Here is a 17,791-nt window from a genome sequence, read left to right on the forward strand (position 1 = left end):
TATCTTCTTTTTTTAAATTTTCTCGACTGTTCATTTATATGAAATCTCTAAAGATGAATACTGTTTTAATATAGCAACTAGATCCTCTAAAACCTCTTTTGAATCAAAGTTATCTTTAGAATACTCAAAATTTATCCATTTAACTTTTAAAGGAAAATCGCACAGTACATCAGCAAATGCATTAATGTTATAACCTAAGTATCCTAATACTCCATAAACCTCCTCTCCAAAATAACAATACACATCTTCTTCACACAATAGGTATTTACCATCAACAGTTATATTTAATGATAAAGGTTCTCTTCTTTCGTTCATTCTAAAATAAGCAAAATCTAACCAGCAACTTTTTTCCAGTTTTGTAAAATTAACCCATATCTTTTTATCTACAGTTTCATTTGAAAGACGAATTAATAGTTCTTCTTTCTTTTTAAATTTTTCAAAATCTTCTAAGTTATTTTTCCCTATAAGATCAGAAACTGGATCAAATTCAATAGAGAGTTCTTCACCGTTAAAAGTAAAATTTTTAGAAAGAAATAAGCGATTTTCTATATTATTTTCTTTTAATTCTGTAGTGAGCTTATGCAGAGATTGAAGCATTATATAACAGTAGCAATAATTATCTTTTCCAAGATAATTACTAAAAATTCCCAAAGACTTTTCAAGTTGTTGTAAATCATTGAAGTTACTTGCTACAACTTTATTATTATCAACATATATTTTTTCAAAATAAATTCCATCAATAATCTCATCTTTTTCTTCTTCGTAAATGTACTTACATAAGTTTAGTTCAAACAATTTCCGATTGTCCCAATTCTCAGATATATTGATTAAACATTTTATCATATATAACTAATATTAAATAATTTTTATAGATACATATATGAACTAAACTAGATATGTATCAACTCCTGTTTTTCTTAATTCATATTGCAACCCAGAAGCTAAAGCAACAATCGTTAATACAGCAAAAAATGGATTTGTCATAGATTCTTTCAACGAATGATCGTGAAGCATGAGCTTAATCCCATCTGTATATCCTCTTTCATTGACGATAGCGAACATTGTTCCAATTTCTAATCCTTTTAGACTTGATAAATTATCTGAATATCGTTGTTGTATTGCCTTATTTGGTAAGTAAGAGAAGATCTTTAATTCAATTTCATCAAAATTATGATTAACTGTAATAGCCCAAAACTTTTTATTAATTTCAAATATTATACTTTCGACTGGGTCTTCAGAATTAGAATTTTCATCTACAACTAAATAAAGATCATCTATTTTCCGAACTTCGTCAATATTTTTAATTGCATCAAAAATCTCGCTTTGCACCATATTTTTACCTTATTATCAATTTCCAATATCAAAAGTTATATATTTAAAAAAACCACTCTATGAGTAATTTAATTTCTCAGACTATGAAAACTAACGCAACAACTAACTTTAAATATCTTCCCTACTTAATTCTCTAATGAAGTCAATAAATATTTTATTATAAGTTAGCTTAAGTACAACATTATAAATAAAAAGCTAAGCCCCGATTACCGTGACTTAGCTTTGAAAAATAATTTTTAAATTAAAAAATTACTTATTTAATGTCTGTGAATTCAGAAACAGGTTTGTTCACTTCAACTTTAGTGCCACCGAATTTTTCGCTCACAAATTTTTGAACTTTAGGTAAGTGGTAAAGCTCACCAAGTTTCGTATAGATTGGGTCATTTTTATTTGCTTCAGCAACACCCAATAGGTTCACATAAAGCTTAGTAGACTGATCAATAGGCTCACGGAAGATCGCATCTTTCATTACATTTAAGCCACCTTCAAGCGCCAATGTATTACCAAGTACAATCGCATCTACATCGTTTTTAACACGAACTGCCGTAGTCATTTGAATTGGTTTTAATTTCAAATTCTTAGGGTTTTCAGCGATGTCGTTCGTAGTTCCTTTTACCGGGTCAAAGTTCGGTTTAAGTTTAATCAGCTTAGCAGACTGTAATAATGTTAAAGCACGTGCTTCATTGGCAGTATCGTTTGGAATCGCGATGGTCGCGCCTTGTGGGAATTCTTCAACAGATTTAACTTTATTTGCATAAATACCCATTGGCTCTAAGTAAGTTGTCGCAACAGCCGCAACTTTAGCAGTATTTGAAGAATTATAAGCTGCCAAATAGTTGAATGACTGGAACGCATTTACGTCTTGTTCGCCACTTGCTACAGATGTATTAAGCACAACGTAGTCAGTCAAGTTGGTCACTTCAAGTTTAATGCCCGCTTGAGCAGTTTCAGGAAGCGTTGCAACGTATTTCCATACATCAGTATCTGAACCTGTTGAAACCAATTTAATTGTGCGTACTGATTCAGTTTTGTCTTTAGCTGAAGCTGTATTTTCAGTTTGTGCAGGTTGTTTGTTACATGCAGACAGTGTTAGTACAGATGCGCTGAACAGGACACTAAATAATTTTTTCATAGATATATCCTAAACTAGGAAATGCCTACTCTACAAAAGAGTGAGACATTACCAACCATTGGGTCAAATGCAATTTTTGGGTGGAAATAATATCCAGATATAGGGTTTAGAAGACTGAATTCAGCATTATTCCTTCCTTGAACTTACTCGCTGAACGATAGAATTATGTTTTGAATCAGTTTCTAAATATGGCCTCATCATATATCAATAAATGAATATTCTACAAATAACTTGTTCGATTCTGATATATAGACCTGTTATTGCTAAGGTATTGAAAACATAAAACATATTATATAAAGATAGTAATTTTGATTAAAATATACACTCGATTGATTTATATGAAATTTTCGGCATTTATTAGCAATATTTAAGCTAAATAGCGTTGTAATTTTTATTTTAGGCATAAAAAAAGCCCCTGTTTTCACAGGGGCTTTTCGAATTTGGCGGAAGCGGTGAGATTCGAACTCACGGAGGACTCACACCCTCGTCGGTTTTCAAGACCGGTGCATTAAACCGCTCTGCCACGCTTCCATGTGCGTAAGAATACAAAGCTTATTCATTTTATTCAAGAAAAAAATCACTGCTTTGTGTTCAAGTGCATATTGTTTCATCAATTTTAAAGTTGGGCAGCCAATTCTGCTCCTTCTTTGATCGCACGCTTGGCATCTAGCTCTGCTGCAAGCTTTGCACCACCAATAATATGGTAGTTTGCGATCGTCGACTCGCCTTCTTTTGGCATCAAGTCTTTTACCGACTCTTGCCCTGCACACACCACTACCGTGTCTACACGTAAAAGCTGGTCTTGACCATTATGCTCAATCCAAAGCCCTTCGTCGGTGACTGCTTTATATTGCACACCACGTAACATACGGACACCATGCTTTTTAAGCTGTGCACGATGGACCCAACCCGAAGTTTTGCCAAGTCCAATACCGAGTGGTGTTGTTTTACGTTGCAATAAATAAATTTCACGGATTGCTGGTTCAACGACTGGCGGCTGCATCCCCCCTTCAGAAACATAGTTTGGATCTGGGTCCACACCCCATTCACGTTGCCATTCGGCTAAAGGTTGAGGCTGTGGTTGATGTGGTGGTTTAAGTAAAAACTCAGACACATCAAAACCAATGCCACCCGCACCAATCACTGCAACTTTTTGTCCAACTTCTGCTCCTTTTAGAACTTGAGCATAGGAAAGGACTTGTGGTGCATTACTTCCTTCAATTTTTAATGCACGAGGAATTACACCCGTTGCAACAATCACTTCATCAAAACCTTCACGTTCAAGCTGCTCACGGTTCACGCGAGTATTTAAACGCACATCCACCCCAGTTTTTTCAAGTTGGACTTTAAAGTAGCGAATTGTTTCGTGGAATTCTTCTTTGCCCGGTACGACCTTGGCAAAGTTAAATTGACCACCTACTTCCGCCGTTGCTTCAAATAAAGTAACCGCATGACCACGGCTTGCCGCAACGGTTGCTGCCGACATTCCCGCTACACCGCCACCTACAACAGCTATACGCTTAGGCTGTTTGGTTTTTAAATAGACCAGTTCCGTTTCATGCCCTGCACGCGGGTTCACTAAACATGACACACGTTTATTTTTAAAAGCATGGTCTAAACAAGCTTGGTTACAGGCAATACAGGTATTAATTTCATCAACGCGGTTAGTCGCAGTTTTATTTACCCAAAATGCATCGGCCAATAAAGGACGTGCCATTTGAACCATATCTGCTTTGCCAGTTGCCAAAATTTCTTCGGCAGTTTCAGGCATGTTAATTCGGTTTGACGCAATAATCGGTATAGAAATATGCTGTTTTACATGAGCCGTGTAATCGACAAAAGCTGCACGAGGCACAGACGTGACAATGGTCGGAACACGAGCTTCATGCCAACCAATGCCGGTATTTAATAAAGTGACACCCGCTTTTTCTAAAGCTTTTGCAACAGTCACCACTTCTTGCATAGTGTTGCCATCATGAACTAAATCGAGCAACGACAAGCGGAAACAGATAATAAATTTTTCACCAACTTTGGCACGAATAGCCTTGACGACTTCCACCGGAAAGCGCATACGGTTTTCAATATCACCGCCCCAACGGTCAGTACGCTGGTTCACATGGCTGCTTAAAAACTGGTTAATGAGATAACCTTCCGAGCCCATAATTTCAACGCCGTCATAGCCTGCTTTTTTGGCAATGTCAGCACAATGTGCATAGTCATCGATCGTACTTAAAATATTTTTTTCAGAAAGCTGACGCGGTTTAAATGGGGAAATTGGCGATTTGATCGGACTAGAAGACACTGCAAAAGGTTGATAACCATAACGGCCAGCATGCAAAATTTGCATTAAAATTTTTGAGCCATGCTTATGCACAGCATGTGTAACCAGACGGTGCTGCGGAATATCGGTTAAACCATTCATGGTTCCACCCATGGGTAGTAGCCAACCTTGACGGTTTGGAGAAATCCCCCCGGTCACAATCAGGCCAACCCCACCTTTTGCACGCTCTTCAAAATAAGCTGCCAGTTTTGGGTAATTGTAAAAACGGTCTTCAAGCCCCGTATGCATGGATCCCATCACCACACGGTTTTTAATGGTGGTAAAGCCTAAATGTAATGGTTTTAATAAATTGGCGTAACTTGTCATGCTGCGTCCCAATAATTTTTTGCAACTTGTTGCATAGTACTTTAATACTTTTTTGAAATGTTAGGATGACCACACGTATTTTTTTACGTGTTGAAATTGTCAATTATTCGAGCTTGTGACCCTTCATTTAATTTTTTATGGGCAATTGAAACGTTGAAGCTTTTTCCCATTTAAATAAAGAAAAAAATAGCATCACGACAGCAATCACAGTTCCTACAGGAAACATATTAAGCATTAGAATAGAGATCACTATTGAACCGATACGGCTGCTTGTAGTCCCCGTCTTAACGCTTCTAGCGCATAGGAACTGCATAGCGATTGCGACAATACGCCCTAAAAGACCACCAATAAAGAATTTGGGCATATACACAAATATATTGTAAATCGCATAGATAAGATCTGAAATTAAAATAAACCCCGCGATACGATGCAATGTTGATAAAATTTGATTGTGATGAATTAACATATTTATATTTTTTCCTTTTATAGAATTTCTTCTAAATTGTCATACTAATCGTAAAACTTTATATTTTTCCAATATTAATCTATTTTTCAAATGAAAAAAAAAGAATTCCTTTCCTAACAGAAAAAAAATCGATTTGAAAAGTGATATAGTACTGAGCGAATAAATTCTCTTGGTCACCGAAGTATTAGGGTGCCTATTTCGAAATAGTTAGGACTAGCAATGACTGATAATGCAACGATCTTGCAGCATGTACCAGTAGGCAAAAAAGTTGGGATTGCCTTCTCCGGAGGCTTAGACACTTCAGCAGCTTTATTGTGGATGAAACAAAAAGGCGCTGAGCCTTATGCATATACTGCAAACTTAGGCCAGCCAGATGAAGATGACTACGATGCAATTCCAAAGAAAGCAGAACAATACGGCGCTGTAAAAGCTCGCTTAATTGACTGCCGCTTACAACTTGCGCTTGAAGGTATTGCTGCGATTCAGTGTGGTGCATTCCATATCAGCACAGGTGGCGTTCCATATTTCAATACGACTCCTCTCGGTCGTGCAGTAACAGGTACTATGTTAGTTACTGCAATGAAAGAAGATGACGTAAACATCTGGGGTGACGGTTCAACTTATAAAGGTAACGATATTGAACGTTTCTATCGTTATGGTTTGTTGACCAACCCAAATCTTAAAATTTACAAGCCTTGGTTAGATCAAAACTTCATCGATGAACTCGGTGGCCGTGCTGAAATGTCACAGTTCCTGATCGACAATGGTTTTGACTATAAAATGTCAAAAGAAAAAGCGTACTCAACTGACTCAAACATGTTAGGCGCAACTCACGAAGCAAAAGATCTTGAATACCTAAACGCTGGTATCAAAATTGTTGACCCAATTATGGGCGTTGCTTTCTGGAAAGATGAAGTTGAAATTACTCCAGAAGAAGTGACTGTACGTTTTGAAGAAGGTGTACCTGTTGCATTAAACGGTCAAACTTTTGACAATCCAGTTGAGCTTATTCTTGAAGCAAACCGTATTGGTGGCCGTCATGGTTTAGGTATGTCTGACCAAATCGAAAACCGTATTATCGAAGCAAAATCTCGCGGTATTTATGAAGCACCGGGTATGGCCCTTCTTCATATTGCTTACGAGCGTTTGGTTACTGGTATTCATAATGAAGACACGATCGAACAATACCGTATTAACGGTTTACGTTTAGGTCGTTTGCTTTACCAAGGCCGCTGGTTCGACTCTCAAGCGCTTATGTTACGTGAAACTGCGCAGCGTTGGGTTGCTAAAGCTGTTACAGGTGAAGTTACTCTTGAACTTCGTCGTGGTAATGACTACACCATCATGAACACTGAATCTCCAAACTTAACGTACGAAGCTGAACGTTTAACGATGGAAAAAGGCGATTCAATGTTCTCGCCAATGGACCGTATTGGTCAGTTGACTATGCGTAACCTCGACATTACCGATACACGTGCAAAACTTGGTATCTATACAGATGCTGGTTTGCTTTCAATCGGTCAAGGTTCTGCTGTGCCGCAACTCGATAGCAAGAAGAAATAATTTTCTTACTTAATAAAAAAGCCACCGACAAAGGTGGCTTTTTTATTTTAAGTGTCTGTTTAAGCAGGTTCCACTATTTCTAAAGGTTGATAATAAATCTGGTTACGACCAAGCTGTTTGGCCCGATACAAAGCTTGATCCGCAGCGTGAATTAACTTTTCCTGATTTACTTTAAAACCTTCTGTATAAACAGTAAAACCTAAACTAATGGTGACCTGCTTAGAAACTAAAGATGCGGCATGAGGAATTGCTTGGCGCTCAATCGCTTTATAAATATTTGCAGCGACCGCATAGGCACCTTGAGCAGGTGTTTTCGGCAACAGCACCACAAACTCCTCTCCCCCATAACGGGCCACAAAATCAACATGGCGTATCGAATTTTTAATTGCAGAGGCAATAGATGAGATGACCTTATCCCCCATTTGGTGCCCATAAAAATCGTTATAATTTTTAAAAAAATCGATATCAATAAATAAAACAGCCAATGGACGCTTTTCTTGCTTTGCACGATAGTAAAAAAAATCGAACATCTCATCAAAAGTACGTCGATTTGAGATGTTGGTCAGTGCATCCTGCTGACTTAAATGAAGTAACTCAGATGCCTCAATTCGTAAAATCTGTTCATTCAGCTCAGCAAGCTGATTATTTAAAAAAAGGCTTCTTTCTCTAGAGGTGAGCATCGTGCTAATTGAAAAACCTAAAATACAGCTTCCAAACAACGCTCTTCCCAAAGCAATATAATCACAATTTGCTTGCAATAAAATCAGTAGAGAAAAAACACAAATCGCTGCGATCAACCCCACATAGAGCATATGCAAAGGCTTTATACCGCTTAGGATAAAACCTAGCATATATAAAAAAGAAAGTAGCAACATTGACTGGTTTTTAAGGGCGACATTTTCTACGCTAAGAAGCAGCATTGCATTGATAATAATGGTCAAAAATACAATGCCACAGGCAGCGATATAAAAATATTCACTGAGGCCTTTAAACTTTGCAAAAACCCAAAATAGCAGCAGCGCACAAGCAATATTAACTGCACTTAGTAAGCAGTAAAAAAAGTCCCAAGTAATATTAGGCACCCCGATTACTAAATAGTCAGTTGGTAAAGCCAGTAAAATAAAAATAAGGTAGGTTAAAATGCCACTTGCTAGAAATTTTGAGATATTTTGTTTAGTTCGCTCAAGGTTTAGGCACCAGAATTTTTTTTCTAATTGATGTGGCAAAGGCGTATTGGCATAACGATGGGTATGTAGAGTTACTAAATATTCTATTTCTTCTTTTGCTTTGAGTAATTCATGTACATTTCCCCTATTCGCCACTACTTGATTCCTGCTTCTTACACATTAACAAAATATAACATTATTTTTTAATGCGTCTGGCGCTTTATTTTGCCATTTGTCCGTAATTCTCGTTACCATTTTCACACTTTATCGATTATCATTTGTTTTATTTCGAAGTTTGAACTGCCTTGGACTCTATTACCCTGCTCCAGCCAGATGATTGGCATGCACATTTACGTGATGGTTTAGCATTAAAACGTACTGTACCTGATTTGGCCAAACAATTTGCTCGTGCGATCTGTATGCCAAACCTTGTTCCGCCTGTAAAAACTGTGGAAGAAGCATTGGCTTATCGTGAACGTATTCTTGCACATGTTCCAGAAGGTCTTAATTTTGACCCGCGTATGGTGCTTTATTTTACTGATTTCACCTCACCAGACGAAGTTCGTAAAATTAAAGAGTCTGAACATGTAAATGCTATTAAACTTTACCCAGCAGGCGCGACCACTAACTCTGATAACGGTGTAAGTGACATTCGTAAAGTTTATGCAGTCATTGAGCAATTAGAAGAACACCAAGTTCCGTTATTACTTCATGGTGAAGTAACTCATAACCACGTTGATATTTTTGACCGTGAAAAACGCTTCTTAGATGAAGTTTTATCACCGTTATTAAAGCAATTTCCAAAACTTAAAGTGGTACTTGAGCACATCACAACAAGCGATGCTGCACACTTTGTTTTAGAACAAGACCGCAATGTCGCTGCAACAATCACGCCTCAACATTTATTATTTAACCGTAATGATATGTTGGTGGGTGGTGTTAAACCGCATTTCTATTGTTTACCAATTTTAAAGCGTCAAACTCACCAGACCACTTTGCTTGAAGTTGCAACTAGCGGTAACCCTAAATTTTTCTTGGGTACAGATAGCGCACCTCACTCGCAAAATGCAAAAGAAAATGCGTGTGGCTGTGCGGGCTGTTATAGTGCGCCTAATGCAATTGAACTTTATGCTCAAGCATTTGATCAAGTGGGTAAATTAGAGCGCCTAGAAGGCTTTGCTAGCCACTTTGGTGCAGACTTCTACGGTCTACCACGTAATACTTCTACTATTACTTTGGTAAAAGAAGATAACCTCGTTCCAGAATCTTTTGATTATTTAGATGATCAAAAAATTATCCCGCTGCATGCCGGGAAAACGCTGCAATGGAGAAAAGTGTGACACAAGAAACCTCTGTCCCGGTCATTGGCCAACGTTTTCGTGGCTTCTTACCTGTTGTTGTTGACGTTGAAACGGCAGGTTTTAATGCCCAGACAGATGCATTGCTAGAAATTGCATGCATTCCAATTGTGTATGATGCTCAGGGACAATTTGTCCCTGGTCCAGCATTTCATGCGCATATTAACCCGTTTGAAGGGGCTAATCTCGACCGCCGTTCGTTAGACTTTATTGGTATTGATCCATTCAATCCGATGCGTATGGCAATGGCTGAAGATGAGCGCACCGCATTACGCCGTATTTTTAAATCGGTGAATGAAGTCCGTAAACAGCAACATTGCACCCATGCAGTGCTAGTTGGTCACAATGCGCATTTTGATCTTGGTTTTTTACAAGCAGCAATTGCACGTACAAGCACAAAAAATCAGAACCCATTCCATAGCTTTTCAGTGATGGATACGGTTACTTTAAGTGCTGTAATGTTTGGACAAACTGTGCTTGCTAAAGCTTGTATTCAAGCTGGAATTGATTTTGACGGTAAAGAAGCCCATTCTGCTTTGTACGATACTCAGAAGACTGCTGAACTGTTTTGCTATATTTTGAACAAACTGTCACCTTACCTCCTTGACAGTTTGGTGGCGGCTTCTTAAGATACCGCCATCCTCAACGTCCCTATCGTCTAGAGGCCTAGGACATCGCCCTTTCACGGCGGTAACCGGGGTTCGAATCCCCGTAGGGACGCCATATTCTTTCTTTTAAGATTTCTTTTATTTTTAAACGTTCTGTTTATATTTCTAATTTTCTGTATTCCCCCATAAAATACACTTGTGCAAATATATTACCGATCCAGTATTTCCTTTACATAGATTTACAATATAATAATTCTTATTTCTATACTGATATTTATTATCAACAAGGTTTTAAATGGATCTTAAGCTTCGCCTTCTCTCCCTGAGCATCGCTCAACTATGCTGTATTTCAAGTGCTTTCGCAGAAACCAATGGTTCCTCAACGACGCTTGCTACGATTAAGATTAAAGCCCAACAAGCTGCCGACCAAGCCTATAAAGTCGATAACTCAAGTAGCGCAACACGTAGCGAAGTCGCATTAAAAGATACGCCACAATCGGTCAGTGTAGTGACTCAAAAAGTAATTGAAGATATTGGTGCGACACGTTTAATCGAAGCGCTTGATTTGGCTGGTGGCGTTACTCGTGCTAATAACTTTGGTGGCCAAGGCTTAACAGGGTTTAATCTCCGTGGTTTCACTAGCGGTGAGTTTTACCGTAATGGATTCCCGATTAACCGTGGTTATCCAAACGCCCCTGATAGCAATACAATTGAACGTGTGGACGTTTTACGTGGGCCCTCTTCTAGCTTATATGGCCGTGGTGATCCAGGTGGTACATTTAATCTAATTTCTAAAACACCGAAGTCTGAGCAACAAACCATTTTAGGTGCCCAGCTGAACAGTGAAGGTTTATATCGCACTACTATAGACACTACAGGCACTATTCCAAATGCAGAAAACATTGGCTATCGCCTCAATGTGATTGCAGAAGGCGGTGATAGTTATCGTGATCATGTCGAATCCAAACGATATGGAATTGCACCAGTCATCCAATGGCAAGCTTCTGATGCAACCAAAGTTACTTTTGAAGCAGATATATTACGAAATCAGCATCCACTTGATCGTGGCCAAACACGCTATGCAGGTCAGAAATCATTTAACAGTTCACCCGAAACCTATTTGTGGGAAACAGGTAAATACAATAATCGACTCTACAATGATAATGACATGACTCAATTACGAGTTGAGCATGACTTGGGAAATGACTGGAAACTTAATGCGGGTGTGCAATATCTACATGGCAAATTATATGGCTATGCGGTAGAGGCAAATGGCATACAGGCCGATGGAGAAACTTTAGACCGAAATTACAACTATCGCGAATTAAAATGGCAAGATACCGATGCCCAAATTAATCTAACAGGTAAATTCCAACTTTTAGGTCTAGCTCACACTCTTGTAACTGGACTTGAATATGAAAACTACGATTACAAGTCATATATTATTCGTTCGGATCCTAAGTCGAATAACTATCCAATCAATATTTATGATCCAGTTTTAGGCCAACCTCTGCCTGAGCTTAAAAATATTACGACCCATGACCGCGAAAATCTAAAAACAACTGCCGTTTTTGCACAAGACCAAATCGATTTAAATGAGCGTTTAAGTGCGCTACTGGGTTTACGTTTTGAGCACTACGAACATGATTACAAAAACCTATTACCAAATACTGCAAACTGGAATACCAGTCATGACGCATTTATTCCACGTTTAGGTTTAGTTTTTAAAGCCCGTGATGATCTTTCAATCTATAGCAATGCTGCAAAATCGTTTAAACCAAATACAGGGGCTAGCCGTAATGGAGTGGGATTTGACCCAGAAGAAGGTATGGCTTACGAGTTAGGCTTTAAATGGCAAGCACTCGACAATATGCTATCGGTTGACTCCGCTATTTTCTATGCAAAAAAAGAAAATGTCTTAACCCTCGATCCTGTAGATTCAGCCTATAAAGTTGCTGCTGGTGAAGTCCGTAGCCAAGGTATTGAGCTAAATATTGCAGGGCAAATCACTCCGGCTTGGAAAATTATTGGTGGATATGCCTATACAGATGCAGAAGTCAGCAAAGATAATACTTTGAAAAAAGGAACTGCTTTAGCCAACATTCCAAAGAATAGTTTTAACCTTTTAAATATCTATGAATTTCAAGCCGGCCCTTTACAAGGCTTAGGTCTGGGCATTAATCAAAAATATATTGATAAGCGTGCAGGACAAACCGCCAATAGTACTTACACCATGAAAGGTTATGCGGTTACAGATTTGGTTTCTTATTATCAGGCGACGCCGAAACTTCGTCTTAACTTAGATGTGAAGAACATTTTTGATAAAGTTTATGATGAAAGTGCCTTTAATTTATATGCTTATCCGGGTGAATCACGTACGGTTCAATTGGGTATGAGCTATACATTCTAAGAAAATGCGCCATTTCAGTTATTGAAATGGCGCATCTGGTTTACGCAGACTTACGTGAATTCACTTGTCCTTGAATCACCGCTTTAATATTACCTTTGGCATAATTTAAAAACACTACTAGTGGTGAAAGTTTTGGATTTGGTTTTTTACCCTTACCAATGGTTTTAAATTGAGCGGCATACCAAATAATTTCCATAATTGCCATTTTATCGACAAAAGGTAAGCCTGTTTTAATTGGTTTTACGGCGTAACGTACATCTTGCCCTGCAATTAAACGTTCTGTTAAATCCGTTTCCACGGCAAATGGACGAGCAATACCAATAAAGTCACATGCTCCACTTTCAAGTGCAGCGTTCATGCCTTCTACAGTACGGAAACCGCCTGTCACCATGAGTTTACATTTAACATGCTGGCGGATTTTCTCTGCAAAATCTAAAAAGTATGCTTCACGTGCAATCGTGCTTGCTTTACGTTTATCCGCCTTAGCTCCAGCCATTGCTGGTGCCTCATAAGTACCACCTGAAATTTCAATTAAATCGATACCAGCTTCATCCACTGCTTTAAACACAGAAATTACATCTTCTTCGCTAATTCCACCCCGTTGGAAGTCGGCCGAGTTAAGCTTCACTGAAATGATAAAATTATCCGAAGTCGCTTCACGTACCGCTTTATAAACCTCGAGTAAAAAACGAGTACGATTCTCAACGGAACCGCCCCATTGATCTGTACGCTTATTGGTTAATGGCGATAAAAACTGGCTAATTAAATATCCATGTGCACCATGTAATTGTACTCCTTCAAAACCTGCTTTTTCACAGATTTGAGCTGCTGTGGCAAAGCGTTTAATAATATCTAGAATCTCTTCATGAGTTAATTCACGTGGTGTTCCAAACATGGTTGCTAATGCTGGACTAAAAGGTACTGCTGATGGTGCTACAGTTTCTTTATTTAAACCTTTTGGACACTGGCGACCTGGATGCGATAATTGAATCAACTGAACCATGCCATATTTTTTACCTAATGCCGCCCACTCTTTTAAGCGCTCTAAGTCACGTTCAGTTTCAATAACAACAACACCCGGTTCATTTTTTGCTCCGGCATTTACCATGACATTACCAGTAATTGCACAGCCAAGTTCACCTTTTGCCCATGCACCATATAGACCCAAATGTAAGTCATTTGGTTGGCCTTCATAATTTGCAAGCGCTTCACTCATTGCGCCTTTAATAATTCGGTTTTTAAAGGTGGTATTGCGTATCGTGATGGGTTGAGCAATCTGGTTCATGGTTAACCTCTTTTTTTGATTTTTTAGAGCAATTGCTCTAATTTAAATGAGTTATTGGGCATGTCAAGGCATAATCGATAACTGACAATAGCACATGTCAATTTTAAAAAATATAAAAATATGCAACTTTTTGCATAAAATACAAATTTTAATTATTTTATTTAAAAACAAATAATTAAGATCTTTTTTAAAGAGATGCTCTAATTAATTGTCTGGTATATTCAGTTTGAGGCTTAGAAAATAGGAGTTCAGTTTCCTGATATTCGACAACTTTTGCACGACGTAATACCATCACTTTATGGCACAGTGCTTTCACTATATTGAGATCATGACTAATAAAAATATAACTTAACTGCTCGGTTTGCTGTAATTGTCTCAACAACTTGATCATAGCTTTTTGCGTGGTCCGATCTAAGGCAGAGGTAGGTTCATCCAAAATTAAAAGTTTAGGCTGAACCACCAAAGCTCTAGCTAAAGCCACGCGTTGACGTTGTCCACCTGAAAGTTCATGAGGATAACGATGTTGAAAATCTCCAGCCAATTCAACCTTTACCAATACAGATTCAACTTGCTGCTTTATCTCTTTTTCATTCACAGCTTTTAACTTTAACCCTTCAGCAATAATCTGCCCTACTGTCATACGCGGGTTTAAACTGCCAAATGGGTCTTGGAAAACAAGTTGAAAATCTGATCTCATCAACCGTAGCACTTTTGGCTGTAGCTGATTCAAATCTTGCCCTAAAAAAACAATCTGCCCTTTACTCTGAATAAGCTGAACCAAAGCGAAGGCTAAAGATGACTTACCAGCACCACTTTCACCAACCACCCCAAGCGATTCACCTAGAGCAAGGTCAAAACTCAAATCTTCTATTGCGGTGAAATATCCTTGAATACGATTTAAAATTCCTTTTCTTATTGGAAACTGTACGCTGAGGTGCTGTACTGATAAAACGTTTTGTTGAGCGGATTTAGGCTCTACACTTCCAAAATCATGATCTAATAACTGTGCTGTATAAACTGTTTTAGGGTTTGTAAAAATTTGGCTCAGTTCACCTTCTTCTACTACACGCCCACTTTGCAATACAATAAGTTTCTCAGCATAGCGATGTACTAAATTTAGGTCATGGCTAATTAAAATAAGTGCCATTCCATATTTGCTTTGCAAAGATTTTAATAGCTCTAAAATCTGTATCTGTAAAACCACGTCCAATGCAGTAGTAGGCTCATCAGCAATTAAAATTTTAGGCTGAAACGCCAATGTCATCGCAATCATGACACGTTGTCTTTGTCCCCCAGAAAGCTCATGCGGATAACGTTTTAAAATTTGCTCTGGTTCAACAATTCCCACATCTTTAAGCAGTTCAACTATTTTTTGTCGAATTTCAAGTTTTGAGAAACCCGATAATATAAGGTTTTCCCCTATAATTTTTTCAACACGATGAAGCGGATTTAATGCAGTAGCAGGCTCCTGAAAAATCATAGCGATTTGGCGACCACGTAAATTTGATTGAGCTCTCTCATTTAACTCAAGCATGTTTTGTGAGCCAATCCAGACCTGACCTGTTATTTCTAATTTTTCTTGTAGCAACCCCATTATTGCTAAGCAGCTCATCGATTTACCTGAACCACTTTCACCCACAATAGCAAGTGTTTCCCCTTCATTTAAGTGGAAATTCAGGTCATCCAATAAAACCTTGTGAGCTTTGGTTTGAACTGCAAGATGCTTTACCTTTAATAATGTTGAAACGTTGTTTAAATTATTTTCTTGGGTCAAACGCATCACGGGCCGCCTCCCCAATATAAATTAAAAGTGAAAGAACAATTGCCAGACTAAAAAATCCTGAAATTGCTAGCCATGGTGCATCTAAGTTATTTTTACCTTGTAGCAACAACTCGCCTAATGAAGCTGCATCGGGTGGCAAACCATACCCTAAAAAATCAAGAGCAGTTAAAGCGCTAATATTAGTCGTTAAAATAAATGGTAATTGAGACAAACTCGAGCTCATCGCATTTGGCAAAATATGCCTAAAAATAATAGCGCGATCAGTCACTCCCAATACTTGGGCTGCACGAACATAATCTAGCTGGCGAGCTTTTAAAAACTCTGCTCTAACGATGCCCACCAAAACGGTCCAGCCAAAAAATAGCATAATAAAAAATAGCCAATATACGTTTGGTACAAACATACTGACTAAAATCATGACCATAAAAAGCATGGGTAAGCCATTCCAGACTTCAATCAATCTTTGTCCTAATAAATCGACCCAGCCACCGTAGTAACCTTGAATGGCGCCTACAGTAATTCCAAATAAAGCGGAACAAAAGGTTAAGGCTAAACCAAAAAGTAACGACACTCTTAAGCCATAAAGAATACGGGCAAAAACATCCCTGCCCTGATCATCTGTTCCTAACCAGTTTTGTTTGGAGGGTGGTGATGGCACCGGAACGGCCAAGTCTAGATTGGGCGTTTGATAAGAAAACTTAACGAGTGGCCAAACTGTCCAACCTTTAGCCTCAATAAGTGCTTGTACGGCGGGGTCTTTATAATCAGCTTCTGTTTCAAACACACCACCAAACGTGGTTTCTGGATATGTTTTTAGCACAGGCAAATAGTAAGAACCTTCATACTTCACTAACAGTGGTTTATCGTTAGTGATCAACTCCGCAGCTAATGACAAAACCAAAATCAGACTAAATAAAATAAAGCTGGCCCAGCCCAATTTATGCTGTCTAAAGCGCTGTAGTCGAGTCCGCACAATCAAAGACATTATTTGTCCCCTTGTGCGTCAAAATGAATTCGAGGATCAATCCATTGATACAACACATCACAAATGAGACGTAAAATTAGGCTAAATAAAGTAAAGAAAAATAAAACCCCAAAAATAACAGGATAGTCACGCTGGACAAGGGCTTCAAAGCCCAGCAATCCCACCCCATCTAAATGAAAGATAATTTCTACAAACAGGTTACCCACAAAGAAAATACCCGCTAACACCTCTGGCAATCCTGCGAGCACAACTAAAATGGCATTACGAAATACATGTTTATATAACACCTGTTGGCCATTCAATCCTTTTGCATAGGCTGCCAAAACGTAAGGTTTATTGAGTTCTTCTAAAAATGAGTATTTAGTTAAATAGGTTAAACTGGCAAAACCGCCTAATACCATCGTAATCAGTGGCAAAGTCATATGCCATAAATAATCGGTAACTTGGCCCCAAAGACTAAGTTGATGAAAGTTATCCGATACTAAATTTTGTAAGGGAAACCATTGGAAATAAGAGCCGCCCGCAAAAAAAACAACTAACAGAATGGCAAATACAAAACTTGGTACAGCATATCCCACCACAAGAACTAATGAGGTGGACCGATCGAACCACGAACCTTGTTGTCTTGCCTTCTTAATTCCCAGCGGAATAGAAATAAAATAAATCAGAAAAGTGCTCACCAGCCCAAGTGAAATTGAAACAGGTATTTTTTCCCACAACAATTGCACAACAGGCTTGTCTTTAAAGAAACTTTGCCCAAAATCTAAAGTTAAATAACCTTTTAACATTAGAAAAAAACGTTCAGGAGCAGAACGATCAAAGCCGTACTGAGCCTTAATTTGTTCAACCATTTCAGGGCTTAAACCTTGAGCACCTTGATAATAAGTTTCTGCACTCAATGCACGACCAATTCCCAAATCGCTTTGTGCCTGATGTATTGCTTGCTCAACTGGCCCACCCGGTGCAATTTGCACAACCACAAAGTTAATCAATAAAATGACAAGCAATGTGGGAATCATTAAAAGAAGTCGCTTGAGAATATATGAACCCATATAA

The 17,791-nt window shown here is 38.4% G+C and carries 14 protein-coding genes and 2 tRNA genes; 5 read left to right on the forward strand and 11 right to left on the reverse strand.

Annotation, left to right across the window (positions count from 1 at the left end; all coding sequences use genetic code 11):
* Positions 1 to 30 precede the first annotated feature (30 nt).
* From SOI81_RS12295 to SOI81_RS12320, 6 genes are all read right to left on the reverse strand, one after another.
* Positions 31 to 843, reverse strand: coding sequence for a hypothetical protein (locus tag SOI81_RS12295; RefSeq protein WP_320540843.1), 813 nt, complete (start codon positions 841 to 843; stop codon positions 31 to 33).
* Between the two features lie 42 nt (positions 844 to 885).
* Complete coding sequence (locus SOI81_RS12300; protein WP_320540844.1) at positions 886 to 1,332, reverse strand: DUF6334 family protein; 447 nt, start codon at positions 1,330 to 1,332, stop codon at positions 886 to 888.
* 253 nt (positions 1,333 to 1,585) lie between these two features.
* Positions 1,586 to 2,464, reverse strand: a complete 879-nt coding sequence (plpA, locus tag SOI81_RS12305) for a MetQ/NlpA family ABC transporter substrate-binding protein (protein WP_016141836.1) — start codon at positions 2,462 to 2,464, stop codon at positions 1,586 to 1,588.
* Between the two features lie 441 nt (positions 2,465 to 2,905).
* Positions 2,906 to 2,995, reverse strand: a tRNA-Ser gene (locus SOI81_RS12310).
* An 85-nt stretch (positions 2,996 to 3,080) separates the two neighbouring features.
* Complete coding sequence (locus tag SOI81_RS12315; protein WP_224993192.1) at positions 3,081 to 5,111, reverse strand: NADPH-dependent 2,4-dienoyl-CoA reductase; 2,031 nt, start codon at positions 5,109 to 5,111, stop codon at positions 3,081 to 3,083.
* 127 nt (positions 5,112 to 5,238) lie between these two features.
* On the reverse strand, positions 5,239 to 5,577 hold the full coding sequence (locus SOI81_RS12320) for a hypothetical protein (protein ID WP_262445081.1): 339 nt from the start codon (positions 5,575 to 5,577) through the stop codon (positions 5,239 to 5,241).
* A gap of 219 nt (positions 5,578 to 5,796) precedes the next feature.
* Between SOI81_RS12320 and argG the strand changes: the two genes are divergently transcribed.
* Positions 5,797 to 7,140, forward strand: a complete 1,344-nt coding sequence (gene argG, locus SOI81_RS12325) for an argininosuccinate synthase (RefSeq protein WP_320540845.1) — start codon at positions 5,797 to 5,799, stop codon at positions 7,138 to 7,140.
* A 59-nt stretch (positions 7,141 to 7,199) separates the two neighbouring features.
* Here the strand turns inward: argG and SOI81_RS12330 are convergent, their stop codons facing one another.
* Complete coding sequence (locus SOI81_RS12330) at positions 7,200 to 8,462, reverse strand: GGDEF domain-containing protein (RefSeq protein WP_262445082.1); 1,263 nt, start codon at positions 8,460 to 8,462, stop codon at positions 7,200 to 7,202.
* A 149-nt stretch (positions 8,463 to 8,611) separates the two neighbouring features.
* Between SOI81_RS12330 and pyrC the strand changes: the two genes are divergently transcribed.
* The 4 genes from pyrC (at position 8,612) to fhuA (ending at position 12,682) form a co-directional block, all read left to right on the forward strand.
* Entirely contained in the window at positions 8,612 to 9,646 is a 1,035-nt protein-coding gene (gene pyrC / locus SOI81_RS12335) for a dihydroorotase (protein WP_320540846.1), read from the forward strand.
* Positions 9,631 to 10,293, forward strand: a complete 663-nt coding sequence (rnt, locus tag SOI81_RS12340) for a ribonuclease T (RefSeq protein ID WP_016141841.1) — start codon at positions 9,631 to 9,633, stop codon at positions 10,291 to 10,293. Before pyrC ends, rnt begins: the two co-directional genes overlap by 16 nt.
* Positions 10,294 to 10,311: 18 nt before the next feature.
* A tRNA-Glu gene (locus SOI81_RS12345) sits at positions 10,312 to 10,387 on the forward strand.
* Between the two features lie 180 nt (positions 10,388 to 10,567).
* Entirely contained in the window at positions 10,568 to 12,682 is a 2,115-nt protein-coding gene (fhuA, locus tag SOI81_RS12350; RefSeq protein WP_320540847.1) for a TonB-dependent receptor, read from the forward strand.
* Positions 12,683 to 12,722: 40 nt separating this feature from the next.
* On the opposite strand, the gene noxB is transcribed toward fhuA, so the two are convergent.
* The 4 genes from noxB to yejB all read right to left on the reverse strand — a co-directional run bounded on the left by noxB (position 12,723) and on the right by yejB (position 17,787).
* Complete coding sequence (gene noxB / locus SOI81_RS12355; RefSeq protein ID WP_016141843.1) at positions 12,723 to 13,967, reverse strand: NADH:flavin oxidoreductase/NADH oxidase family protein; 1,245 nt, start codon at positions 13,965 to 13,967, stop codon at positions 12,723 to 12,725.
* A gap of 187 nt (positions 13,968 to 14,154) precedes the next feature.
* Entirely contained in the window at positions 14,155 to 15,750 is a 1,596-nt protein-coding gene (gene yejF, locus SOI81_RS12360) for a dipeptide ABC transporter ATP-binding protein (RefSeq protein ID WP_320540848.1), read from the reverse strand.
* On the reverse strand, positions 15,725 to 16,735 hold the full coding sequence (gene yejE / locus SOI81_RS12365) for an ABC transporter permease (protein WP_320540849.1): 1,011 nt from the start codon (positions 16,733 to 16,735) through the stop codon (positions 15,725 to 15,727). The genes yejF and yejE overlap by 26 nt, the downstream gene beginning before the upstream one ends.
* Positions 16,735 to 17,787, reverse strand: a complete 1,053-nt coding sequence (yejB, locus tag SOI81_RS12370; RefSeq protein ID WP_320540850.1) for a microcin C ABC transporter permease YejB — start codon at positions 17,785 to 17,787, stop codon at positions 16,735 to 16,737. The genes yejE and yejB overlap by 1 nt, the downstream gene beginning before the upstream one ends.
* Positions 17,788 to 17,791: the final 4 nt, after the last annotated feature.

It is taken from the genome of Acinetobacter pittii, from assembly GCF_034067285.1.
In the GTDB taxonomy this organism is placed as follows: Bacteria; Pseudomonadota; Gammaproteobacteria; order Pseudomonadales; family Moraxellaceae; genus Acinetobacter; species Acinetobacter pittii_E.

Bases quoted from the DNA above. Each gene is read 5' to 3' on its own strand.
- fhuA (WP_320540847.1), top strand. From the start codon at position 10,568: ATGGATCTTAAGCTTCGCCTTCTCTCCCTGAGCATCGCTCAACTATGC.
- SOI81_RS12320 (WP_262445081.1), bottom strand. From the start codon at position 5,577: ATGTTAATTCATCACAATCAAATTTTATCAACATTGCATCGTATCGCG.
- yejE (WP_320540849.1), bottom strand. From the start codon at position 16,735: ATGTCTTTGATTGTGCGGACTCGACTACAGCGCTTTAGACAGCATAAA.
- SOI81_RS12315 (WP_224993192.1), bottom strand. From the start codon at position 5,111: ATGACAAGTTACGCCAATTTATTAAAACCATTACATTTAGGCTTTACC.
- yejB (WP_320540850.1), bottom strand. From the start codon at position 17,787: ATGGGTTCATATATTCTCAAGCGACTTCTTTTAATGATTCCCACATTG.
- SOI81_RS12295 (WP_320540843.1), bottom strand. From the start codon at position 843: ATGATAAAATGTTTAATCAATATATCTGAGAATTGGGACAATCGGAAA.
- argG (WP_320540845.1), top strand. From the start codon at position 5,797: ATGACTGATAATGCAACGATCTTGCAGCATGTACCAGTAGGCAAAAAA.
- rnt (WP_016141841.1), top strand. From the start codon at position 9,631: ATGGAGAAAAGTGTGACACAAGAAACCTCTGTCCCGGTCATTGGCCAA.
- plpA (WP_016141836.1), bottom strand. From the start codon at position 2,464: ATGAAAAAATTATTTAGTGTCCTGTTCAGCGCATCTGTACTAACACTG.
- SOI81_RS12300 (WP_320540844.1), bottom strand. From the start codon at position 1,332: ATGGTGCAAAGCGAGATTTTTGATGCAATTAAAAATATTGACGAAGTT.
- noxB (WP_016141843.1), bottom strand. From the start codon at position 13,967: ATGAACCAGATTGCTCAACCCATCACGATACGCAATACCACCTTTAAA.